The organism is Nocardia goodfellowii (assembly GCF_017875645.1).
GTDB classification, from domain to species: domain Bacteria; phylum Actinomycetota; class Actinomycetes; order Mycobacteriales; family Mycobacteriaceae; genus Nocardia; species Nocardia goodfellowii.
Genome location: NZ_JAGGMR010000001.1, coordinates 6,298,267 through 6,319,549, shown reverse-complemented (window position 1 = coordinate 6,319,549; position 21,283 = coordinate 6,298,267). Strand labels below are relative to the sequence as shown.

The following is a 21,283-nucleotide window of genomic DNA, read 5'->3' as shown; positions in this document are numbered from 1 at the left end:
AGTATTGTCGCGCGGCGGGTCGTTCAGTTCAGCGCATCGGCCGAAGCGGCGTCTGAAGCGCCCTGCCGCGGGTGCCAGCGCGTGCATCTCGAGGTGCACCGGGATGCCGCAACTGCCATGGTACGACGTCGACGAGGTCATACCGCGGGCACTGGCCCGCCCCGATCAGGCCACGCTGACCGGCTACGTCGTGCAAAGGATCAGGCGGCTCAGCGCCGCGGGGCGAGCAGAGGAGGGCTGAGCGATGACTGTCCAGGCTGCCACCATCGACTACAAGGGTCCCAACCAGACTGGCGAGACGAGCTACGGCTATCTCGCTCAAGCTGACCGCTATGGTCACGCGAACAGCCGCGACCTCCAGGAGAGCGGCTTCTACGAGCAGATCAAGTCCGTGCGACTATTCGTACAGCATGCACCACCCGCTGCACAGCGTCATCGGGGTGTAGCACCACGACTGTATGGCTTCGGACGCAAGAGTTTTCAGTAATAATGCCGGGTATGGACGTATCGGCCGTCGCCGAGTACGCCGCGGCCGGCGGTGTTGCGGCCATTGCGGCCGCCACGTACGAGTTGTGGCAATTCACCCGTAAGACAGTTCGATACCCGTGGCGGGGCAAAGGTGAAGCCGTGAAAGAAGGCGAACCGCTCTTTCCTACCTTCATGTTCTGGCTGTGCAGCAATGTCCTTCTTCGCGTAGCTGTCGCGATGATGGTGGTGGGGTTGCAAGCGGCGGCCGGTTGGATAGTTGGACTCGGCGCGGCCATCGTGATCGGTGCGGGGTCGACCTTCGCGCTCAGCGGTGCTGCCAGCACTTATCTTCCGGCCGAGACCCCGGCCGGCGATCCGGTCGCGGACCCTGCCGTCGCTGAGACGGCGACCGGAACGGGGCAGGGGGATCCTCAGGTGGTGGCGACTCCGGCAGCCGAACAGATCGCTGACCCGCTACCCGCACCGCTCGCCTCGGAGGAACAATGGCGTCAATCCTGAACACCTGGCGTCGCCCCGCGGGTCGTCGGCGGCGCGGTCCGGCGACGCTGATCGACCGCATCGCCGCGGCCATCGCCAATCGCCCGATCTCGACTGTGCCGAGTCCCGCGCGGGCCGCTCAGCCGCTCGGCACTGTCGTCCTCCGTCGCGGTGACGGCGAACATGTCCTCGATCGATCCGATCCTGGCGCCGCTGTGCGCCGCGATCGCCCGACCAATTCGAGCCACCCGCCCTCGGCGCCCTTCTCACGCAAACCCGCCGCATCGGCCCGCCCTTCACGCACTTCCGCTGCGGCTCGGGCCGACCGTGTCAACGGTTCTCGACCGTTAGAGCCCACTTTTGGATCCGCGCCGCCACTGGGTCTAAGAACCGCGAAGACTGGCTGGTGGACACGCGTGGCAGCGGCGTCAGCGGTAGCCGGGGTCGTTATCTGTCTCATCCTGCTGGCAGTGCGGCTTGTGGGCCCGCCCGATTCCTCGCGGACCTTCGAACTGGCGTCAACGCAAGACGTTCCCGGCGTGAGTTCGGCGGTGTACGACCGTGCGGGCAGGGTTGTTTCGGGCAGCCGGGACGGTTCCGTCCGGGTCGGATCGGCGGTCGTTTATAAATACGGCGGCCCAGTGTCTGCTGTCGCATCGAGTCCGGACGGGCGGCTGTTGGCGATGGGCAGTTCCGACGGAACGGTGTTGCTGATCGACCCGTCCGGCCCGAAGGTGGTGATCGCCGAGCTGCAACTGGGCCGCAGTCCTGTGGCATCGATTGCTTTCAGCCCCGATGGCAGGCGGTTGGCGGTGAGCGACGAAACCCCGACGGTCACAATGTGGGATATCTCCGACCGGGACCAGCCGCGCCGGTTTTCGTTGCTCGGGCAGGCCACGCGAGTAACTGCGCTCGCGTTCACCCCGGACGGCACACGGCTCGTTTCCGTTTCCGCCGCCCCCGAGGCGGCAATTCTCGTGTGGAACACCGCGACCTTGCAGCCGGTCCGCCCCCGTCTCGCCGGCGCGGGAGGGAACGAGGACGGGTTCGTCTCGGTCGCGGTCTCACCCGATGGCACAGTGGTGGCAACAGGTACCACAGCAGGGGAGATACGGCTCTGGGATCTGGCAACCCCGCGCCAACTTCAGGTCCTGAACGGTGGTGCCTCCCCAATCCTCTCCATTGCCTACAGTCCGGACGGAAGGTTCTTGGCAGCGGGCAGCGCTGACGGTTCGATCGTGGTCTGGCACGTCGGTTCGGGCGAGTTCAGCAGGGCGGACGAGTTCGAGGCATCCGGAAAACCCGAGTCGCTGGCGTTCGACACCGGCCATCTCCTGGCAGCCACGACAGGTGGGGTAATCCAAACGTGGGCGTTCGCATAGCGGCGCGCCGGGCCCGGTCAGATGGTCGAGAAGACGCGGGCACTGCGGGAGGCGGCGGTGGCCAGGTGGGTGCCCGAGTGGTCGAAGGCGAGGGCGTCGACCGCGCTGTCGTGCGGGAGGGCGAAAAGCTCCGCACCGCCGGGATATTCGGTCAGGTGGCCGGCGGCGTCCGCTCCGGCGGTGGCCACCCGGCTGCCGTCGGGCGGGAAGGCGGCGGCGTGGATCGGGGCATCATGGGTGATCGTGAGCGTGGTCGCGCCGTCGCGCAGGTCGGTGATGCGCGCCGTCGCGCCGGCGGTGAGCAGATGGACGCCGTCGGGGTGGAAGGACACCGTGTGCAGGGGGCCGGAGTGTGTCACCGTGCGTTGCGGGTCGCCCGAAGCGATCTCGGTGACGAAGGCGGTCCTGCCGCCTGCCGTGGCCAGCCGGGTTCCGTCGCGGCTGAAGGCGACGGCCCGTACCGGTGCGTCGTGGTTCAGCGTCAGTAGCGGCTGACCGGTCCCCAGGTGATACAGGCGCGCCGTCGAATCGGCGGCGCCGACCGCCACCATGGTCGAATCCGAGGATACGGCAAGGCATTCCACCGCGCCGACGAGCTGGATCGTCCGGGTCACCGTCGAGGAGTTCAGGTCGATGATGCGCAGGGTGGCGTCGGCGCTGCCCGAAATCGCCCGGTTACCGTCGTCGAGGGCGAGGATGGCCGTGACCGCGCCCTCGTGCCGGAGGCGAAATGCCTCGGTGCCGTCGGTGAGGTCGAAGCCGCGGGCGAACCCGTCGGCCGAGCCGGTCAGCAGCAGGGCGCCACCGGGGTGATAGCTGATCGAGGTGACCCCGTCCCGATGATCGAATCGCCGCAGTTCGGTCCCGGTCGTGCGGTCGAAGACGCGGGCGGTGCTGTCGGCGCACGCTGTCGCGACGCTGCCGCCGTCGGGTGCGAAGGCCACCGCCCGCACCGCGCCACCGTGGTCGAGCCGGCTGATCGGAGCGAGCTGAACCGGGCCGATCCAGTGTGCTCGGACCATCCGATCGCCGCCGACGAGCAGCCGCCGCGGGGCCGCGGTGAAGGTCGCGTCGTTGATCGGTGCGGGGTCCTGCCACACGCTGGCACCGGAACCGGTGCGCACCACCATGATTCCGGTCGCCGCGCCGGGGATCCGGTTCAGCGCGACCAGATCACCCTGGGGTGCGAGCTGGGTATGCACCGGGGGTCCCTCCATCGGCGACTGATACGGGATCGGTTCGAATCGCCGTGTGCCGTCGGCGAGGTCGAACACTGTCATCCGGGTGGCGCCGAAGACCGTCAGCTGACGGCGGTCCACCGAGGGCTCGGCGTGCGGTGGAAACGGGATGAAGAACATGGGATTGGTAATCGCGAGGTCGAGCCGGACCGTGCTCTCGACGGCGCCGGTCGCGGCGTTCAAGGTCAGGATGTCCTGGCTCGGCGTGCACAGCACGTGGACCCGGCCGTCGGTGCCGAACCAGACCCGGCCGATCTTGCCCGGCTGGGTATGGGTCCAGAGGACGGCGCCGGTCGCGGCGGTCATCGATCGGACCGCGCGATGCCAGCCCGCGACCAGGGTGTGGCTGTCCGGGCTGAAAGCCAGAGTCAGGGGACCGGTGACGACGGCCCCGGCCGGTTCCGTGAGGCCGGGCAGCGCGAACCGCCGATGGCCGTCAGCGCCATCGAATACACCCAGCGGTCCCGCGAAATGCCGGCCGTCGGGGCTGAAGGCAAGGCTGCGTGCGGTGCCGTCGAGCGCTTTACGGAGTATCCCCGTGGCGATCGCTCCCGCAAACAACAGCCCGAACGCGCTGCCCACCGGATTTTCCGGGTCGCCACCGGAGACGGTGATCGGTGTCGGCACATCCGACGTCGCGAGGACACCGCCGTTCGCGGCATCGAGTAACCGCACCTGATGGTGCTCGTCATCGATGGTGGAGAAGGTGAGGATGCGGCTGCCGTCCGGCCCGAAACGGACGGTCCGGACCGTGCCGATAGCGGGCACCTGCCAGAGCGGTCGCAGAGTCCGGGCGTCCAGGATCGCCACGGCGGTTCCGGCGGCGACGACCCGGCCGCCGTCGGGTGCGAGAGCGAGCACCCGGACATCGAAATCGAGTGCGGCGGTGTCGAGTACATCGCCCGGCGTCCTCATGGCGCGTCCCACAGCAGTACCGCTGTAGCCGTGGCGGTGGCGAGTGCCCGGTCGAGCGGCTGGTAGGCCAGCGCGGTCACCGCGCCGTCGTGCCCGAATTCGACGATTCGATCGCCGGTGCTCGAATCCCACTGGGTGACAAAGGTTCCGGCGCTTGTCGCGATGGCGGCGCCGTCGGCGCGGTAAGCCACCGCGGTGACCGGCGCAGGGTGGGTGAGGGTGTGGACGAGCGCTCCGTTTGTGCTGTCGTGGATCCGGGCGGTCCGGTCCGCACTCACGATGACGATCCGGGTGCCGTCGGGGCTGAACGCCAGCGCGTTCACCGCCGCGTCGACGGCGATGCTGAACCGCTGACTGCCATTGGTGGCGTCGAAGACACGCACGGTGTTGTCCGCTTGCGCGGTGGCCAGCCGCAGGCCGTCCGGGTGGAAGGCCACCGCCGTGACGGCGGATCCGGGTTGCATCGTGAGCAGCGGTGCGCCGGAGGTGGTGGCGAAGAGCCGGACGACGCCCTCGGTACTCGCGGCGGCCAGCCGGGTGCCGTCCGGGTGGAAGGCGACCGCGGTGACCTCGCCGTTGAACTGGTGTGCGCGCACCTGCGCGCCGGTCGCCGTATCGATCACCCGAGCGGTGAAATCGTCACTGCCCGTGGCCAACCGGGTGCCGCTGTGATCGGCGGCGACGGCCCGGACCGGACCGTCGTGTCCCAGGCGCAACCGTTCGCCGCCGGTGCCGAGGTCCAGGATCCGCACGGTGCCGTCGTCGCTGCCGGTCGCGATCCAGGGCTGACCTGGTACTGCGCAGAGCACCCGGACGGGGCCGCCGTGATCGAGCCGCGCGCGCGGTGCGCCGTCGGCGACCGCGAAGCCGCGCACGGTCTTGTCGGTAGCGGCGACCGCGAGAGTCGTTCCGGCGGAATCGAAGACGATGCCGGTGACCGCGCCGGCCTGTGCCAGGCGCAGGCGCTCGGCCGGCGGCAGCCGCCAGACCCGGACCTTGCCGTCCGCGCAGCCGGTGACGACCCGGGCGCCGGTCGAATCGAATTCCGCGGACCGGACCGCTGCCGGATGGGGCAGGACGCAGCGGGTGGCGCCGGTAGTCGCGGCGACGACGCGCACGGCGGTGAGTGTCTCTCCGGGCAGCAGGATCCAGCGCGAATCGGGACTGTAGGAGGGCGGCGTCGGAAACGCATCCGGGTCAGGGAAAGCCCAGGCCCACAGTTTGTTTCCGCTCGAGACCGAGTAGACCGTGTCGATGTTGACCGCGTCCTGGGTGAGCACGGTGCGGCCGTCGGGCGCGATCCGCACGGAGCAGCCGAGCACGGTGAACTCCTGGTGGGCGGGCCCGAGCTCGCGCAGGCGAGCACCCGTCGCCAGGCTGAGCAGCGCGGTGCTGTTGTCGTTGCGGCAGAGGGCGAGCACGCCCGCGCCCGCGTGCAGGTCGATCCCGACGACCGGGTGCGCTACCGCGACACTCCAGCGCACAGTCCCGGTCGCCGCCTCGAGCAGCCGGACCCGGCCGGGCGTATCCGGCTCGAAGGCGAACATGTCGCCGCTGCCGCAGGCGATCAGCGCGCGATCGACATCGATGGCCACGCAGGTCAGCGGGTCGGGGCGGGTGAGGGGGAGCTTCCAGCGCACGGCGCCGTCCGCGGCGGTGAACAGGGTCGCGGCGCTGTACATGGCGGCCTGGAACAGCGTCGTGCCGCCTGCGGGGAACAGCACCTGATCGGTTACGAACGCCACCTGCGGATGCGAGACGTCCCAGCGTTTGCTGCCGGAGGCGGAATCGAAGACGAACGTGGTGTACACCGAGTCCTCGCCGAATTCGCCCTGGGACAGCACCCCGTTGACGGCGATCCGGGCACCGTTCGGGCTGATCGCCGGTTGGGCGAGCGGCACCGGTGCGGTGAACCGGGTCAGTTCGGCTCCGGTCGCGATGTCGCTGAGCCGCGCCGTGCCGTCGGGGCCGGTACTGAGGATGCGGGCGCCGTCGGGGGTGAACGCCACCGCGGCGGCCGCGTGGTCCACCGTGCACAAGACCATGGGGTTCATGGCTCTCCCATAGACCCAGGAGAGCACAGCTCGGCCCGTCTGACCAGAGCAAACCGGATAATCGCGGACGGGTCGTGATCTCGGCGGAACCGGTAACGCAACGGTGACGCTCGACGTTCATCCTGACGGATATGCTATCGATGGGTCCGGTCGGCCTGTGCATTGTTCGGGCGGAGGCGCAGACCGGGGATGTATTGGTCACGGTTGTGACCGACCTGGCCGGCAGCGATCCTCGGATCGGGCGGACGCGTCGGTTCAACGATATCGACGGTGCGGTCGAAGCTGTGCGGGGGTTCTTACGCGACTGCATCATCAGCTGACAGGCCGAATTGATGAGTTGAGATGAGAACATTCCCACCGCCCACTACCGCCTTGGCGGGAGATTCAGCGGTTTCCCTGGGGTTACATCTGTTTCACGGTCCCTATGTCACCGTCGGTGATGAGCGCCGCGAGATTCCGGTCGGCAGCAGACGCGTCGTCGTGCTGACCGCGCTGCACCATCCCAGCGTCGACCGGCATTTCGCGGCGGGCCGGCTCTGGCCCGACGGCGACGATCAGCGCGCCGCCGGAAATCTGCGCTCGGCGCTGTGGCGGTTGCGCGGCGCCGGCGTCGACATCATGTCCTGTGACAGCTCGGTGCTGTCGGTGCGGGAGCGCGTCCTGGTGGACGCCCAGCTGGCCGGCGAATGGGCGCGCCGCCTCATCGACGGCAGCTGGACCGCCGCGGATCTCGGGCTGATGCCGTGGCTGGAGGACGCGTTGGATCTGCTGCCGGGCTGGTACGACGATTGGGTGATCATCGCGCGGGAACGGTTGCGGCAGCGGATATTACACGCTACCGAACAGCTGTCGCGGCGGCTGCGGGAGGCCGGCCGGTCCGCGGAGAGCGTGGAGGCCGCGATGATGGCGGTGGCCGCGGACCCCCTGCGGGAGAGCGCGCAGCGCGTACTCATCGAAGCCCATCTGGCCGAGTGCAACCTGGGTGAGGCCCGTCGAGCGTTCGAGCTCTACCGCCGTATCGTTCGCTGCGAGCTCGGCGTCGAGCCGTCCTCGGCGCTGGCCGAACTCGTCGCCCGGCCCGCCGAACCGGGGCCGCGGGCGCGGTGACGCCGCGGTGACGTGGATGTGACACCCGCACTGCCATTGTCGAGGCTATGAACAGCAGGGACGCGGGGATGCCGCGATGACCGCGATGGTGCTCGACGCGATGGACGATGTGACAGCGTGGCGAGCACTGGCGGCCGACGGGGTGAGCGGGTCGGCGGAACTGGCCATGACCTCCGACCCCGGGCATGCGGGCTGGGGCACCGACGGCGTGAGTGCGCGGATCACCGCGAGCCCGGAAGCGGCCGGCCACCGGTTCCAGCGCGGGATCGCGGCCACCGATATCTCGGCGTTCGGTGAGTTGCGGCTGTCGCTCGCGGTGACGACCGCGCCGCCGGGGGACTTCCTGCTGGAGGTACAACTGGCCTCGGCGGCGGTCGGGTTCGACCATGCCGCCAATACCTGGCGGCGGCTGATTCCGGTGGAACGCCGTTCCGGCTGGACAGTGGTGGCGATGAGCCTGGCCGACCTGCCGGCGACGATCGCGTCGGGCGTCGATGGTCTCCGATTACGTTGCGTGGCAGGGCCGTTCGCGATCCACCTGGACGATCTGGCGGCCGTGCTGCCACGGCCGCTGGCCGACGCGGACGCGGCGCTGCTGACGTGCCTGGGCAGCGTCCGGATCGGCAACACCGCTGTTCCCGTCGCGATTCGGACTCCCGCGCAACCGATTCCGTCGCCGCCGGCGATCGATATCGAGCAGTTCGATATCCGCCGGGCGGCCGCGCGGGAGGTCGATCGCCCGGTGCGGCGCGACTTCACCCCGGGCGGCTACCGCGAGTTCCGGGCGGGGACGCCGCTGGATATCGACTATGCGGTGCGGGTGATCGCCGCCGATCGCGCGACACAGGCGCAACTGCTGGAGACAGTGCTGTCCCGGTTGCCCGCCGCCGGTGCGCTGTCAATCGAGGGCGAGTCTGCCTCCCTCGAACTACTGGGCGCGCCGGACGGCGATCGGATCGGCGGCGCGCCGGTCCTGCGGTACCGGATCGGGGTGCGTACCCCGCCGGTCGCGCTCGCGGCGGCCGTCCCGGTGCAGCGCGTCGACCTGGTCGGCGACCTGCTCGACATCTCGGCATGAGTTTGGAAGAAGGAGTCGGACAATGGGTTTCGATATCGGGGTGAATGTCGTCGAGGTGGATGGCGCGACCGCGCCGTCGGTGACCGGGGCGGCGGTGTCGGTCGCGGGTTTGTGCGTGACCACCGACCGCGGCGTACCGGGGCAGCCCACCCGGGTGACCAGCTTCGCGCAATTCGTCGAGCGGTTCGGCGGCTACCGGACCGGCAGCATGGGCGCCTATCTGGTGAAGGGATTCTTCGACAACGGCGGTCAGACCGCCTACGTCGCTCGCATCGTCGACTCGGTTGGGACGACGCCGGCGAAACTGGCGATCAAGTCCGGAAGTGCCGCCAACGATCCGGTGGTGCTGACGGTCGAAGGTGGTTTTCGTGGCCAGCCGGATCCGGGCAGCTGGGCCCGGCGGTTGTTCGCGCGGGTCGCCTACGGTTCGTCCCGGACCAGCCGGGTCCGGGAGACCGCGCCGGCCAAGCTCACCGGCACTACGCTGACCGAGCCCATCGATATGTCGACCGCGCCGCCGCTGAGACTCGAGGTCGACGGCGCGTTGGTCGAAATACCGTTCCAGCTGGGCGATTTCGATAATCCGGCCCAGGTGACGGCGGCCGGGCTGGCGAGCGTCGTCAACGGCAAGACCAATGACCTCGAGGTGACCCTGGAGGGCACGAAACTGGTGCTGACCTCCACGGGCGAACGGGCGGCGAAGGGGTCCGGATTCACCAGCATGAAGGTTGTCGCCGCGAACGCTCCACTGGGTTTCGCCACTCCGGCGGCGAACCCGCAGCTCGGACAGGTCGCGGCATTCAGCAAGAACACGACGACCTTGGCCGACCCCGCCGGATTCTCGGTCGGCGACCTGATTGATATCGCCGACGGCACGAACAACGGCAGCGCCCGAGTCACTTCCGTGGATCCGGCGACCGGCGAGCTGACCTGGAGCCCCGATCTGGCCAATGCCGCCGCCTTCAACGATGTCCGCAAAGTCGTTGTGGGTACCTCGGTCTTCGATCTGCTGATCGCCAGGGACAAGGGCGACGCGGAGCACGTGGTGGAAACCTATCGAGGGCTGTCCATGCAGGACAGCCTCGGCAATCATGTGGCGCGCGTGATCAACAACCAGGTGTCCGGGTCCCGGTATGTGCGGGTCGCCGCGCAGCCCGGCGCGGCCAAACGGCCGATCGAGACCGAGTGGACGCCGCTGTCCGGCGGCGCCGACGCGACGCCCACGGCGACCCACTTCATAGCCGGGCTCACCGCGTTCGACCCGATCGACATCCAGCTGCTGTGCTGTGAACGCACCGAATACTCGGTGGCCCGCCAGGCCATCGGCTACTGCGAGAAGCGCGGCGATGTCATGTTCGTCGGCGCGGTCCCCGGCGGGCTCGACGTGGACGCGGCCGTCGGCTACGGCCAGAAGCTGTCCTCGGCGAAAGGGTATGCGGCACTGTACGGTCCGTGGATCGTGGTGCCGGATCCGGCCGGGGTCGGCGACAATCCGCTGCTCACCGTCCCGCCCACGGGCCACGTCATGGGCGTGTACGCGCGTACCGAGACCACCCGCGGGATCTGGAAGGCGCCCGCGGGTGACGAGGCGAGCCTGCGCGGCGCACTCGACGTCGAAACTCGATTATCGGCAGCCGATCACACGAACCTGGTGGTGAACGGCTCGGTCAACGGTATCCGGATGGTGCCGCGCGCCGGGATCGTGATCGATGCCTCCCGCACCACCAGTGGTGATCCGCGCTGGCGGTATGTGAACGTGCGGCTGCTGTTCAACTACGTGAAATCCAGTCTGCGCGACGGACTGCGGTGGGCGCGACAGGAACCCAATCGTGACGCGCTGTGGACCTCGGTGAAATACACGACCATCACCCCGTTTCTGCTCGGGCTGTGGCGACAGGGCGCCTTCGGCACCGGAACCGCGGCGCAGACCTTCACCGTCATCGTCGACGCCACCAACAACCCACCCGATCAGGTGGAGCAGGGGCTGCTGACGGCGGAGGTGTACTTCTATCCCTCGCGTCCCGCCGAGACCATCGTGGTCCGGGTCGGCCAGCAGGCCAGCGGCGCCACCGTAGCGGAGGGCTAGCGCGCGAATGTCTCGCACAGAACCGTATTCGTAACGTAACCAAGGAGTTTCGATGCCACAGGTCGGCGATTTCTGGGAGGGCTACCGGGCCGGCGAGTTCTATATGGAGGTCGACGGCACGTGGAGCCCGCGATTGAGCAAGGTGTCCGGACTGAGCGAGGGCGAGGTGGAGACCACCGAGCAGCCCGACGGGCGGACCGGGCACGTGTATCGATTGTCGGCGGCGAAGGTGAAATTCGAGCCGCTGACCATCGAGCGGCGCGTCGACGGCAGCGACGACGACGCGAAATTCCGGCAGTGGTTTCGCGACACCTTCGACCTGGACGCCCTGCGCCAGGGCGGGTCGGGCAAGCGCCGCAACGGCGCGATCATCAAGAACCACAACGGCGAGGAGGTGGGCCGCTTCCTGTTCCGGCTCGCCTGGGTCAAGTCGTCGAAATTCAGTGATCTCGAGGCGGGATCGACCAATTTGATGCTGCAAACCATTGTGCTCGAGCACGAAGGTCTCGAGTGGAGTCCGAAGAACTGAGGAGAGTCGCGATGACGATGATGGATACCCCACCGGTGGTGACCGCGGAACCGCCCCGCCCGCTGCGCGGCGGACGGGAGGTGGAGCTACGCCTGCCCGTCGGCTTCTGCGACGAACACGGTCAGGTGCATCGGAGCATCACCCTGCGCAAGATGACCGGGCGCGACGAGGCGCTGCTGGCCGATCCGGCCAATCAGCGCAACGGCGGCCGGCTGGTCACCGCGCTCCTGGCCAGCTGCATCGTGCGCCTGGGCGACCTGCCGAACTTCGGTCGCCGCGATGTCGACGCGCTCTACTCGGTGGACCGCAACTATCTGCTGATCGCCTTGCGGTCGTTGACCTTCGGCGACGAACTGGCGGCGGCCTATACCTGCCCGGCCTGCGGTGAGCGATTCGAGACGACCGAGCACCTCGACGATCTGCCCACCCGGATGCTGGCCGAGGGCGAACTACCCGAGGACATCCAGGTCGAGCTGCGCGACGGCTACCTCGACCAGGACGGGACGGCGCACACCACGATGACGCTGCGGCTGGCGCGCGGCGACGACGAGTCCGCGGCCGCGCCGCAGATGCGCAAGAACGCCTCGCTCGGGAAGAACGCGCTGCTGGCCCGCTGCCTGCGCGGGCTGGGTGAGATGCCGGCGCATCGGATGGAGGCGCTGGGCACCAAGATCTTCGCCGATCTCACCCTGGGTGATCGGCGGCTGATCGACAAGGCATTCAACGAGGCCGCACCCGGCATCGACCTGGTGCGCGAATTGGATTGCCCGGCCTGTGGTCACGAGATCCGGGCGAGCTTGGACATGACGAATTTTTTAGCTCCGGAGTGAGTGCGGAGCAACTGCGCCGGGAGGTGTTCTTCCTTGCCTACCACCTGCACTGGTCCTATCCGGACCTGATGGACATGGCAGTCGGGGAACGCCATGACTTCGTACGACTGCTGGTCGAGCAGATCGATCAGGAGAACGCCCACATCGAGGCCGCGCAGAGCCGCTGAGTCGAAGGAGGTGACGACGGTGCCGATCGCACTGCTGCTGGACACCCCGTCGGCACGCCTGTCGGTGCCCCTGGCGGCGGCGAAAGCCCTGCTGTCGTGGGCCGATACGCTGCGCGCCGAGGCGGTGCTGATCCAGCGGGGGCGCGGGGCGTTCCTGTCCGCCTGGTTCGGGCGTTCGGTGCCGCACACCCGGGGTCAGGTCCGGGTCGTGCTCATCAATCGCGGCGAACTCGACGCGCGCCTGCTGAGCACGACGGGTGCGCCGACCGACGGTGCGGCCGCGGTGGTGAACCCGGTATCGGCGTTGGCGGGCATGCTCGGCGGTCTGCTGCTCAGCCCCGGCGGGCAGATCGAGGGCTGGAAGCTCCTGTTCCGCACCGGCCGGCTCGGAATCGTCACCGTGCTGTTCGGGGTGCTGCAACTGCTGGCCCTGGCCCTGGCCTTTGCCGCCGCAATCGTGTTGTCGCCGCTGGGGGTGACCGAGCTCGGTGCGCTGGCCACGATCGGGGTGACCGCGTTCGGCGCGACGGCCGCGCTCGGGGCGGCGGGGGCGCTGGGAGCCTTCCTGTTGCTGCGCGAGCAGATCGACGCCGTACTCGCGACGGCGGCCGCGGTGGCCGCCACCATGGCCGCGGCCACGGCCCTGCTGCGGCTGCTGACCGGACCGCGTGCGGCCGTACGCAATCCGCTGCTGGCGGCCCTGCTGCGCTTCGGCGATCGGATGGGCGCCGTGGCTGCTCAGCTGCTGGGCGCGATCGCCTTCGTCGTGACCCGGGTGGTGCCACAGCTCGTCCCGGTGGCCCGCAGCATCGCGGCGGTCCGGGCCGCGCTGGCCACGACCGCGGCCGCGCTGGCCGCCATCGTCGACTCCGCGGGCCGGGAGCTGACCCGGTTCCGCACCGGCGATCGGTCGCCGGGCCGGGGGCTGGGCGATCTCGCGACCCCCGTCCAGGAGTTGATCGTCGTCCTGATGGATGTCGCCGGGCAGGGCATCGAGCTGGCGATGGACACGATGGAACGGCAGGCCGGACGGCTGCCCGGCCTGATCGGCGATTACCTGGAACAGGTCGTCACCTACCTGGTCGATTCGTTCCGTTCGAACCCGACCGTCCGGATGATCACCGCGTTGGCCGCGGCCATGGCCGACAAGGCCGGGGAGCCGCCGCCGGTCCATCCGACCTGGCGCGAATTGCTGTTGCCGCCGCTGGATTTCCCCGAGGTGGGCAAGATTCTCGAGCGAACTCCGCTACCGGCCCGGCCGCCGTTGACGATGGAAGCCTTGACCCAGGCGGGCGCCGTCGTGCCACGCGGCTCGATCAGGCCCACGCTGGTGTGGCAGGTACGCGGCGCGCTCGCGCTCGCGAGCATGGCGGACCGCCCCAGCGTCTTCGCGTCGCAGCGCGCGGGATTGCGCGAGCGGCTTGCGGCCGACCGGGTGCGGATGACCGAGCTCATCGCCGCACTGACGCCGTTGATCGGCACGTACTTGACTCCGGGACTGTGGAACCGGTACGCACCGCAGTTGTCGGCCGCGGCGGAGCGGATAGCTCGATTCGTGTACGGCAAGGCCGAATCGCCGCGGGCCGCCGAGCGAGTGCTGCCGGTGCTGCGCCCCGAGGCATCGATACCGGTGCGTCCGGAGATCGGCACCCTGCGGGTGCGCGCACCCGGGTACGCGCCCGCCGACGCGCGATCGCTACGCGAGGAACTGACGCGGCGCCTGGGTGCGCAGTCCTACGCGGTGTCCGTCCCGGCCGGAGGGCAGTGAGATGCCACTCGACTTCGCCGCCCTCGCGATTCGATTCGCCGCCTTGATTCGCCAGGACCGCCTGGCGGCCGCGGCCGCACGGGGTCTGGTCGCCGCGGTCGCGCGACGAGGGACTACGGTGCGCGCCGCCGACCTCGGTTCGCGTGAGCTACCGGTCCTGGCCTTCGAAGGGGCCGCGCCGGCTGTGCTGGTGGTCCCGGTGGCGGCCGAGCCCGATCCGGCGTCGTTCGGCGGGTTCGTCGCCTTCGGCGCGCAGGTCGAGACCGGATGGGCCCGTTGGTGGAGCGCGGCGCAGGGAGTGCCCGTTCTAGTGGCGGCGGCGGACGAACTGCTGGCCGCGATCGACGCCTCGATCACCCGCTACGACCGGCCGAGGCCGGCGGATTTCGATCCCGGCGCGCGCACCGTGCTCGACCTCGTCGGGGTGACCGCCGCGCTCTACGGAGGTCTGCTGCGGGCCGGTGTGCCCGGTGGCGACCTCGATCTGCTGGCCGCCGCCGTAGTGCGCGCTGTCGCGATCGCATCAGCCGAACCCCCTGCGCCACAGACACTCTCGCTCGCCGCCGCAGCCGGCTCCATTGCCGGAGCCGGCACAGTATCCGGAGCCGGGGCGGGGTCCGCCGGTGCCGCGCCCCTCGGCGACGAAGCGGATGAGATCGTGCTGGCGGCCGGTCTGCTGGTCGTCGCGCTGCCACGGCTCGCGTCGATCCTGTTGGCGGCCCTCGATATTCGTGCCCAGCTGCTCGTCCTGGACCTGCTCGAGCTGGCCGAGCGCTATGTTCACCGGACGCTCGCGGGGACCTATCGCGCGCTGTTCGCCGGGCTGCGGTCCATCGGATCGTGGATGCTGCGGCTGTTCCGCGGGGTCGAGAGCTTGGCCGGCGGAATGGCGCACGGGCTGGCGCGGTTCGCCGTCGGCTTCGGGACGGCGCTCGGCGCGGCGGTCCGGGATTTCGTCGCCCAGCTGGCGCACTTCCTGCATGTGCTGGTCGCCTGGGTGCGTTTCGTGGCCGGACTGCTCGAGCTGATCGGACTCGACCGCTGGCTGCCTCCGGGACCGTTCGACGCGCCCGCGGTGGAGCCGGAAGCCGCGCTGGAATTCCATCTGACGACACCGGCCTGGGACGGGACGCTGTTCGGCGCCGAGGTCCGTCGGGACGTCGCCTCGGTACTGGCGACGACCAGCACCGACGTGCGAGCGGCATTGACCACCGGGTTCACCGGAATCGCGGACCGGCTGGCGGCGACCGCGGGTGACTTCGGGCGCCTGGCGGCCACGAACACCCGGCTGGACGCGCGCCTGGCACTGGACTACGGCGACCTCACCGACACCGTTCTACCGCTGGAACCCGAACCGGCACAGCGCGATCCGCTCGCCCTCGCCCTGGAATCCTGGCTCGTCGCCGGAGGAGTGGCGACGCTCGCGGCCGCCCTGGACGGCTACGCGCGGCACACCGCACAGCGCTGGCACGCGCGCTATCTCGTCGAACCGGAGCCGGCCGGGCCCGGCCCCGGACGCCCCACGCCCACCTCGCCGCATGTGCTGGCCCGTCGTCCACTGCCCCGGGTGGCGGTGCCGCGGGTGCTGGTGCGAGTGGGCGGCCCGGTGACCGACGACGTGCTCGACGCCGTCGCCACCGAATTCGCCGCCACCGTGCGTTCGTCCTATCGCGCGCAGATCGGGAGGTGAGTCATGGACGACGTGATCACCGCCCTGGGCCTGCTGCTCACCCAGACCCGCTACGCGCGCCGCGCGCTGGAGGACATCGAGCGGACCACCACCCGCTACAGCCTCTCGGCCATGACGGCATTCGGTTCCGGCACAGGCGGATTCGGCGCTCCGCCGTTGCACGAGGGGGCGCTGCGGGTGTACGTCGTCAATCTCTCGGATCTGGAACCGGGGCGCGGTTTCGGTGACGCACTCGCCGGATTGCTGGGCGGCGTGGGCAGTTTCGTCGGAAATCTGTTCGGCGGTGTGGTGGGCGGTACGGCCGGATCGTGGTGGCTGGCCCGATCGCTGCAGACCATCGACCGGATCGTCGAGCGCGTCGAGCGCATCATCGCCCGGCTCGGTCTGGGTCGCTCCGCGGCACCGGCGATTTCCGCGCCGATGGCGCCCGCGGCGGTGCCGCCCGCGGCGACGGAAGCCCCGATCGACCTGGTGGCCACGCTGAAGTCGGTGCGCGGCAGATTCGAGGTGGTCACCGCGCTACTGCGGGCCGCCCACGGCGAATTCGCGCGCCCCACCGCCGCCGGCGCCGCGCCCGGGCCCGCCCCGTCGGACGCCGAACGCTGGCGCGGTCTCGCGGATTCCCTGACGGTCGCCTTCGACGCCGCGACCCGGCTGGCCGGTGGTCTGCTCACCGTGGTGCCGACCGCGATCGCGGCGCTGTCGTGGTTGCTGGACCGGCTGCCGCGGTTGCGCAACGCCATTGTCGACATGCTGCGCTTCGCGGTCCGCAATGTGCTGGTGCTGCGCGGCGCCGTCGTGGTGCTCGCGCTGGAGACACTGGCGATGATCGTGCGGGTGGCCGCGCTCGCGGTGCGCACCCTGTCCGCGACGCTCACCGAGGCGCTCGGTGCGGTGTTCACCGCGATCGGCGGAGTGCTGGACGGTGCACTGCGATTGGTGGGCGTGGTCGGCGCCGCCGTCGTCAAGACCGCGAACGCGTTGCTGAACTGGCTGGTTCCGGCGGTGGACAAGATCCTGCGCGAGATCGGGGCGTTGCGGGTGTTCGGGCTGCTGTCGAAGGTGGTGGATCTGGTTCCGCTCCTGGCGGCGAAGGGCAAAGCCGACGGCGCGACCACACCGTCGCCCGGAACGAAAGGCACCGGCGATGCCGGACGTCTCCCGCTGACGCTGCCGCCGGTGCCACCGGATCTGGCCGAGATCATGGCGACCGCCGGAACCGAGGCCAAGGCCGCGGCCAAGAAGATCGGCGACGCCGGAGCCGATCTGGTGAGCAAGCCGACCGCCGCACTGCGCGAAGGACTTACCTCCTTCTCCGAGAGCCTGGACAAGGCGGCGCTCGAGGAGGTCGAACGCTCGGATCGCACCCTGGCCGACCGGCTGCCCAAGCTCGGTGCCCAAGCGGACAGGACCGCCGCGGAGCTGCTGCCGCCGCTGCCCGCGGCTCCGACCGATTTCGCGCCCATCGCCGAGGCCTACGGCAGATGGCTGGTCGATAGCGGGCTCGGGCGGCTGCTCGACCAGGCCGGGACCTACTTCGCCACACCGCGGGCCGGGCCGGACTTCGCGAAACAGCCGCAACTCGGCGCGCCCGCCGCGGTGATCCGGATCGACGAGGTCGTCATCGATATCGCGCCCGCCGCCGCACCGGAAGAGCCGCCACCGCAATCGTTCTGGCGGCCCGAGGAGCCCGCGGGACCGGGAGCGGACATCCGCGACCGGATCGCCGGGCGGGACCGTTTCGACGCCATCCGGGGCACCCTGTTCCAGCCCCGGCCCTATGTACCGCAGGTCGGCTAGGAGGAGTCATGCGCATGGGTTATCTGGCGAACGCACTCAACCTGCCGCCGCTCATCTTCAAATTCCAATACCACCCCGAAATCCTCTCGGAGAAGCGGTCTTTCACCTACGAGGAGTCCCAGGATCGGGGCGACTGGGCTTTCGACAAATCCAAGGCGGCCGGGGTCGGCAAGACCGGTGGCGCCAAGCAACTCGCCATGGCCGGCGGCGCCTACGACGACCTGCTGGAATTGGGCACCCTGCTCACCGCCACCCAGGCGCAGGTCGCGAAGGCGGGAAAGGCGCGGACCTTCGCTCTGGAATTCGCGATCGACACCAATGGCAAACCCGACGAGGCCGATGTCGCGGTGCGCGGTCCGGCGAAACCGCGCGATATCGAATTGGATCTTGCGGTACTGCGGTCCTTCATGAATCCGTCGGTCGAATTGCCGCAGCTGTTTCGCAAACCGGCGTGGAAATTTCCGCCCACCTGTCAGCTCAAGCTCGGCGATATCGCCCTGGAGTGTGTGATGACCGATCTGAACATCAAGATCACCAGATTCGCGCCGGACCTCACCGCCGCCCGCGCGGAGATCAGCCTGACCCTGTCCGAACAGCCGCGTTCGCTGTCGACCGTCGTCGACACGATCACCCGCAACATCAACGCCGTGCGCGCACTCGGCGGCGGCCGCCTCGACAAAGACGACTTCCTGCAACAGATTCCCGGTTTCGGGCTGGCGCAGGACGTGTTCGATCTGTGAAAGGACAGTCATGGCCGTCTCGATCAATTCCCGCTACCGGCAACTGGGCGCCTACCAGGCCACCGGCGCCGACGGCGCGGTACACGCCACCCTGCCCATCCGCCGAACCCCGGCGGTGGACACCGCCGGCTACCGGCATCGGCTCGGCGGCGTCGAGGACCTGGAGTATCTGGCCTGGCGCTATCTGCGCAACAGCGCGGCGTGGTGGGCGGTGGCCGATCGCAACCCGGTGCGGTTCCCGCTGGATCTGCGCGCGGGTGACATTCTCGACATCCCGGTGGGTGAGCTGCCCGACCGGACCGACCGGACGCGAGTGTTCCGGTGAGCGGTAGCGCGGTGACGGCGACGGTGCTGGTCAGCGCCGACGGGACCGACTGGCGCGATGTCAGCGCCCCGCTCGCCGCGGTGACCGTCGAGGACGACGACCGGATCACCGACCAGGCGGTCATCCGCTTCGACGACAGCACCGGGGTACTCGCCGACGCCTCCTTCGAGGGCCTCGAGGTGCGCGTCGGATTCGGTGCATCGGCGACGCCCACCTACATTTTCGAAGGTGTCGTGATGGCGGCGCGGATGCTCGCGGCGCCGCGGCGGCAGCTGGTCGAACTCACCGCGCTCGACTTCACCTATCGGCTGGCCGCCCGCCCCTATGATCCGGCCGAATGGCGAGCGGGGGAGACCCTGAGTTCGGTGCTGACCCGCGTCGTCGGCCGGCCGGCCAATGACCTGCGGCCCTTCCAGATCGAGCCGAGCGCCGACATCATGCTCGACACCCGCCGGCCGAGCCGGCCGGCCAATGTCAACGAATGGGAATTCGTCCTGGATCAGGCCCGGCGGCAGGGCTGCCTGGCCTTCTGCGAATTCGACGGCGTCGACACCTCCAACTTCTATTTCACGCCGCTGACGAAGATCGTCGCGGCCGAGCCGGTCGGTGAGCTGACCTACGCGCGCGGTGGCGGCACGCTGCTCGAATTCTGCTATGAGCGCAGCTCCGCGCTGGCGGCGCCGGTCCGCGCCGCCGCCACGATCGATCCGGCGACCGGCACGGCGCGCACGGCGCCCGCCCCGGCCGTCGCCACCGCCGCGCCGCTGCCCGCACCCGATACCGACCGCGCGGCGGAGCTGGGCGCGCGCCGCGGCGCCGCGCTCGAGGCGCTGACCGAGGTGGCGGCGACCGCGACCGCCCGGCTGGCCGGGCCGGTCGAGCGGATCAGCGGCGAATCCGCCCGCACCGCAGCCGAACTCGCCTACCGGCCGGCCCAGGATCCGACCGCCGGACTCGGGCTGCACGGGCGCGGCATCGCCCTGGGCACCGTGGCGCTGCGCGCGAAATCCCGGGTGCGTATCGCCGGCGTAGCCCCCTGGGCGGTCGGTGACTGGTATGTGCGGCGCGTCGGCCACCACTACCGGCGCGGCGGCAGCGGGCCGAATTACTCCACCGAATTCCTGGCCACGAGATAGGAGATCGCGATGCTGATCGAGGAGAGCAGCCGCCACGTCGGACGCTACTACGGCAAGTACCGCGCCACCGTACTGGCGAATGCCGATGCCGAACAGCGGGGGATGCTGGAGGTCGAGGTGCCCGATGTGTTCGGGACCGGGGTCCGGGTGAGCGCGGAAGCGTGCCTGCCGTACGGCACATACATGGCGCCGCCGGTGGGTGCGGGCGTCTTCGTGGAATTCGAAGCCGGCGATCCCGAATCGCCGCTGTGGACCGCGGTCGTGCTGAATCCCGATGCGCAGGCGAAGGTTTCGGCCGACACCGTGCTGATCAAGCACACCGGTGACGGACTGATCTCGATCGACGAGAAGGGCGGCGTGCTGCTGTCGAGTCCGGCGGGGTCGTATCTGCACCTGGACGCGGCCGGCGAATCGGCGACGCTGGCCGAGGGGCACGGCAACTTTCTCGCGATGGGGGACAAGGGAATCGGCGTGATCAACGCCGAGGGCGCGGTCGTGAACGTCACCGGCGACACGGTGCACATCCGGGCGGCGAAGGTCGTGCTGGAGGCGACCACGGTGGCCCTGGGCGCGGGCGCCACCGATACCGCCGTGCTCGGCAGCGGCATGGAGGCGCTGTGGACGCTGCTGGTCAGCCATGTCCACCCGCCGGGCGGGCCGTCGCCGCAGCTGGCGGTGCTGCCCAAGCTGGTCCCCGGTGTGCACCTGAGCAGTTCGGTGGTCGTGAAATGAGCAAGTGCGCGTTCGCGCCCTTCCCGGCGATCTCGGTGCCGATTCCGGCGATGCCCGGCCTGCCCGTGCCGCCGGATCTCCCCGATGTCCCGGTGCCGAGGCTGCCGGAGCTACCGGGAATCGCGTTGCCGCCGTTGCCGGCGGTGGCCGTACCGGTGCCCGCCGTGCCCGGCCTGCCCACCCCGCCGGACCTGCCCGCCCTGCCGGATCTGGAACTGCCCGACCTGCCCGGAATCGCATTGCCGCCGTTGCCGTCGGTGGCCGTTCCACTGCCCGCCGTGCCCGGATTGCCCGCGCTACCGGACCTGCCCGCACTGCCGCGACCACCGGCACTACCGCCGTGCCCGCTGGATTGATCATCGAGGAGCGATCATGACCGAACCGAGAGGCCCGTCCATCCCGTTCCGTATCGACCCGGGCACCGGGTCGGCGGCCTGGAGCACGGGCACCGAGAAGATCCGCGAGGATCTGATGCTGCTGCTCGGCACCCGGCTGGGCGAACGTCCGATGCTGCGCGAATTCGGGTCCAATGTCGCCGCGCTGGCGCACGAACCCGACGACGACGTCACCGCGGACCTGCTCCGCCGCCAGGCCGAGGAAGCCGTGATCTGCTGGGAGACAAGGGTTGTCGTCACCAGCGCGCAGGTCCGGCGACACGGGGACACGGTCGAGCTGGCGCTGCGGTACCTCCATGCCGACGCGCCGGCGTCGGGTCTGGCGATCATTCCTCTGGCCTGAGT

21 protein-coding genes are annotated in these 21,283 nt (G+C 69.7%); 19 read left to right on the top strand and 2 right to left on the bottom strand.

The window, feature by feature from the left end; all coding sequences use genetic code 11:
- Positions 1-103 precede the first annotated feature (103 nt).
- From BJ987_RS29215 to BJ987_RS38105, 4 genes are all read left to right on the top strand, one after another.
- The gene (locus BJ987_RS29215) at positions 104-241 is read left to right on the top strand and encodes a hypothetical protein (protein WP_209896196.1); all 138 of its coding nucleotides are present in this window, start codon (positions 104-106) and stop codon (positions 239-241) included.
- Between the two features lie 3 nt (positions 242-244).
- On the top strand, positions 245-487 hold the full coding sequence (locus BJ987_RS29210; RefSeq protein ID WP_209896194.1) for a hypothetical protein: 243 nt from the start codon (positions 245-247) through the stop codon (positions 485-487).
- An 11-nt stretch (positions 488-498) separates the two neighbouring features.
- Entirely contained in the window at positions 499-987 is a 489-nt protein-coding gene (locus tag BJ987_RS29205) for a hypothetical protein (protein WP_209896192.1), read from the top strand.
- 518 nt (positions 988-1,505) lie between these two features.
- Positions 1,506-2,348: a WD40 repeat domain-containing protein gene (locus BJ987_RS38105; protein ID WP_209896190.1), complete on the top strand. Its 843-nt coding sequence runs from the start codon at positions 1,506-1,508 to the stop codon at positions 2,346-2,348.
- Between the two features lie 17 nt (positions 2,349-2,365).
- Here the strand turns inward: BJ987_RS38105 and BJ987_RS29195 are convergent, their stop codons facing one another.
- Positions 2,366-4,501, bottom strand: a complete 2,136-nt coding sequence (locus BJ987_RS29195) for a WD40 repeat domain-containing protein (protein WP_209896188.1) — start codon at positions 4,499-4,501, stop codon at positions 2,366-2,368.
- Positions 4,498-6,555, bottom strand: a complete 2,058-nt coding sequence (locus BJ987_RS29190; RefSeq protein ID WP_209896186.1) for a WD40 repeat domain-containing protein — start codon at positions 6,553-6,555, stop codon at positions 4,498-4,500. The genes BJ987_RS29195 and BJ987_RS29190 overlap by 4 nt, the downstream gene beginning before the upstream one ends.
- Positions 6,556-6,897: 342 nt before the next feature.
- Between BJ987_RS29190 and BJ987_RS29185 the strand changes: the two genes are divergently transcribed.
- The 15 genes from BJ987_RS29185 to BJ987_RS29115 all read left to right on the top strand — a co-directional run bounded on the left by BJ987_RS29185 (position 6,898) and on the right by BJ987_RS29115 (position 21,281).
- The gene (locus BJ987_RS29185; RefSeq protein WP_209896184.1) at positions 6,898-7,662 is read left to right on the top strand and encodes an AfsR/SARP family transcriptional regulator; all 765 of its coding nucleotides are present in this window, start codon (positions 6,898-6,900) and stop codon (positions 7,660-7,662) included.
- Positions 7,663-7,738: 76 nt separating this feature from the next.
- The gene (locus tag BJ987_RS29180; protein WP_209896182.1) at positions 7,739-8,740 is read left to right on the top strand and encodes a hypothetical protein; all 1,002 of its coding nucleotides are present in this window, start codon (positions 7,739-7,741) and stop codon (positions 8,738-8,740) included.
- Between the two features lie 22 nt (positions 8,741-8,762).
- The gene (locus BJ987_RS29175; RefSeq protein ID WP_209896180.1) at positions 8,763-10,826 is read left to right on the top strand and encodes a phage tail sheath family protein; all 2,064 of its coding nucleotides are present in this window, start codon (positions 8,763-8,765) and stop codon (positions 10,824-10,826) included.
- A 52-nt stretch (positions 10,827-10,878) separates the two neighbouring features.
- Positions 10,879-11,355 carry a phage tail protein gene (locus tag BJ987_RS29170; protein ID WP_209896178.1) on the top strand — a complete coding sequence of 159 codons (477 nt, stop codon included), beginning with the start codon at positions 10,879-10,881 and terminating at the stop codon, positions 11,353-11,355.
- Between the two features lie 11 nt (positions 11,356-11,366).
- A complete protein-coding gene (locus BJ987_RS29165) occupies positions 11,367-12,185 on the top strand; it encodes a T4 family baseplate hub assembly chaperone (RefSeq protein ID WP_209896176.1) in 819 nt (272 codons plus the stop codon).
- Positions 12,182-12,352, top strand: a complete 171-nt coding sequence (locus BJ987_RS29160; protein WP_209896173.1) for a hypothetical protein — start codon at positions 12,182-12,184, stop codon at positions 12,350-12,352. The genes BJ987_RS29165 and BJ987_RS29160 overlap by 4 nt, the downstream gene beginning before the upstream one ends.
- Positions 12,353-12,371: 19 nt before the next feature.
- Complete coding sequence (locus BJ987_RS29155; protein WP_209896171.1) at positions 12,372-14,120, top strand: hypothetical protein; 1,749 nt, start codon at positions 12,372-12,374, stop codon at positions 14,118-14,120.
- A 1-nt stretch (position 14,121) separates the two neighbouring features.
- A complete protein-coding gene (locus BJ987_RS29150) occupies positions 14,122-15,810 on the top strand; it encodes a hypothetical protein (protein ID WP_209896169.1) in 1,689 nt (562 codons plus the stop codon).
- Positions 15,811-15,813: 3 nt separating this feature from the next.
- Complete coding sequence (locus BJ987_RS29145; RefSeq protein WP_209896167.1) at positions 15,814-17,610, top strand: hypothetical protein; 1,797 nt, start codon at positions 15,814-15,816, stop codon at positions 17,608-17,610.
- 14 nt (positions 17,611-17,624) lie between these two features.
- Positions 17,625-18,350 carry a hypothetical protein gene (locus tag BJ987_RS29140; RefSeq protein ID WP_209896165.1) on the top strand — a complete coding sequence of 242 codons (726 nt, stop codon included), beginning with the start codon at positions 17,625-17,627 and terminating at the stop codon, positions 18,348-18,350.
- A 10-nt stretch (positions 18,351-18,360) separates the two neighbouring features.
- On the top strand, positions 18,361-18,675 hold the full coding sequence (locus BJ987_RS29135) for a hypothetical protein (RefSeq protein WP_209896162.1): 315 nt from the start codon (positions 18,361-18,363) through the stop codon (positions 18,673-18,675).
- Positions 18,672-19,811, top strand: coding sequence for a hypothetical protein (locus tag BJ987_RS29130; protein WP_209896160.1), 1,140 nt, complete (start codon positions 18,672-18,674; stop codon positions 19,809-19,811). Before BJ987_RS29135 ends, BJ987_RS29130 begins: the two co-directional genes overlap by 4 nt.
- A 9-nt stretch (positions 19,812-19,820) precedes the next feature.
- The gene (locus tag BJ987_RS29125; RefSeq protein ID WP_209896158.1) at positions 19,821-20,543 is read left to right on the top strand and encodes a phage baseplate assembly protein V; all 723 of its coding nucleotides are present in this window, start codon (positions 19,821-19,823) and stop codon (positions 20,541-20,543) included.
- The gene (locus tag BJ987_RS29120) at positions 20,540-20,899 is read left to right on the top strand and encodes a hypothetical protein (protein WP_209896157.1); all 360 of its coding nucleotides are present in this window, start codon (positions 20,540-20,542) and stop codon (positions 20,897-20,899) included. Before BJ987_RS29125 ends, BJ987_RS29120 begins: the two co-directional genes overlap by 4 nt.
- Positions 20,900-20,915: 16 nt before the next feature.
- Positions 20,916-21,281, top strand: coding sequence for a GPW/gp25 family protein (locus tag BJ987_RS29115; protein ID WP_209896155.1), 366 nt, complete (start codon positions 20,916-20,918; stop codon positions 21,279-21,281).
- Positions 21,282-21,283: the final 2 nt, after the last annotated feature.

What these genes read in the sequence shown, in the direction of transcription:
- BJ987_RS29215 (WP_209896196.1), top strand. Translation starts at nt 104, where the DNA reads ATGCCGCAACTGCCATGGTACGACGTCGACGAGGTCATACCGCGGGCA.
- BJ987_RS29210 (WP_209896194.1), top strand. Translation starts at nt 245, where the DNA reads ATGACTGTCCAGGCTGCCACCATCGACTACAAGGGTCCCAACCAGACT.
- BJ987_RS29205 (WP_209896192.1), top strand. Translation starts at nt 499, where the DNA reads ATGGACGTATCGGCCGTCGCCGAGTACGCCGCGGCCGGCGGTGTTGCG.
- BJ987_RS29195 (WP_209896188.1), bottom strand. Translation starts at nt 4,501, where the DNA reads ATGAGGACGCCGGGCGATGTACTCGACACCGCCGCACTCGATTTCGAT.
- BJ987_RS29190 (WP_209896186.1), bottom strand. Translation starts at nt 6,555, where the DNA reads ATGAACCCCATGGTCTTGTGCACGGTGGACCACGCGGCCGCCGCGGTG.
- BJ987_RS29185 (WP_209896184.1), top strand. Translation starts at nt 6,898, where the DNA reads ATGAGAACATTCCCACCGCCCACTACCGCCTTGGCGGGAGATTCAGCG.
- BJ987_RS29180 (WP_209896182.1), top strand. Translation starts at nt 7,739, where the DNA reads ATGACCGCGATGGTGCTCGACGCGATGGACGATGTGACAGCGTGGCGA.
- BJ987_RS29175 (WP_209896180.1), top strand. Translation starts at nt 8,763, where the DNA reads ATGGGTTTCGATATCGGGGTGAATGTCGTCGAGGTGGATGGCGCGACC.
- BJ987_RS29170 (WP_209896178.1), top strand. Translation starts at nt 10,879, where the DNA reads ATGCCACAGGTCGGCGATTTCTGGGAGGGCTACCGGGCCGGCGAGTTC.
- BJ987_RS29165 (WP_209896176.1), top strand. Translation starts at nt 11,367, where the DNA reads ATGACGATGATGGATACCCCACCGGTGGTGACCGCGGAACCGCCCCGC.
- BJ987_RS29150 (WP_209896169.1), top strand. Translation starts at nt 14,122, where the DNA reads ATGCCACTCGACTTCGCCGCCCTCGCGATTCGATTCGCCGCCTTGATT.
- BJ987_RS29145 (WP_209896167.1), top strand. Translation starts at nt 15,814, where the DNA reads ATGGACGACGTGATCACCGCCCTGGGCCTGCTGCTCACCCAGACCCGC.
- BJ987_RS29140 (WP_209896165.1), top strand. Translation starts at nt 17,625, where the DNA reads ATGGGTTATCTGGCGAACGCACTCAACCTGCCGCCGCTCATCTTCAAA.
- BJ987_RS29135 (WP_209896162.1), top strand. Translation starts at nt 18,361, where the DNA reads ATGGCCGTCTCGATCAATTCCCGCTACCGGCAACTGGGCGCCTACCAG.
- BJ987_RS29125 (WP_209896158.1), top strand. Translation starts at nt 19,821, where the DNA reads ATGCTGATCGAGGAGAGCAGCCGCCACGTCGGACGCTACTACGGCAAG.
- BJ987_RS29120 (WP_209896157.1), top strand. Translation starts at nt 20,540, where the DNA reads ATGAGCAAGTGCGCGTTCGCGCCCTTCCCGGCGATCTCGGTGCCGATT.
- BJ987_RS29115 (WP_209896155.1), top strand. Translation starts at nt 20,916, where the DNA reads ATGACCGAACCGAGAGGCCCGTCCATCCCGTTCCGTATCGACCCGGGC.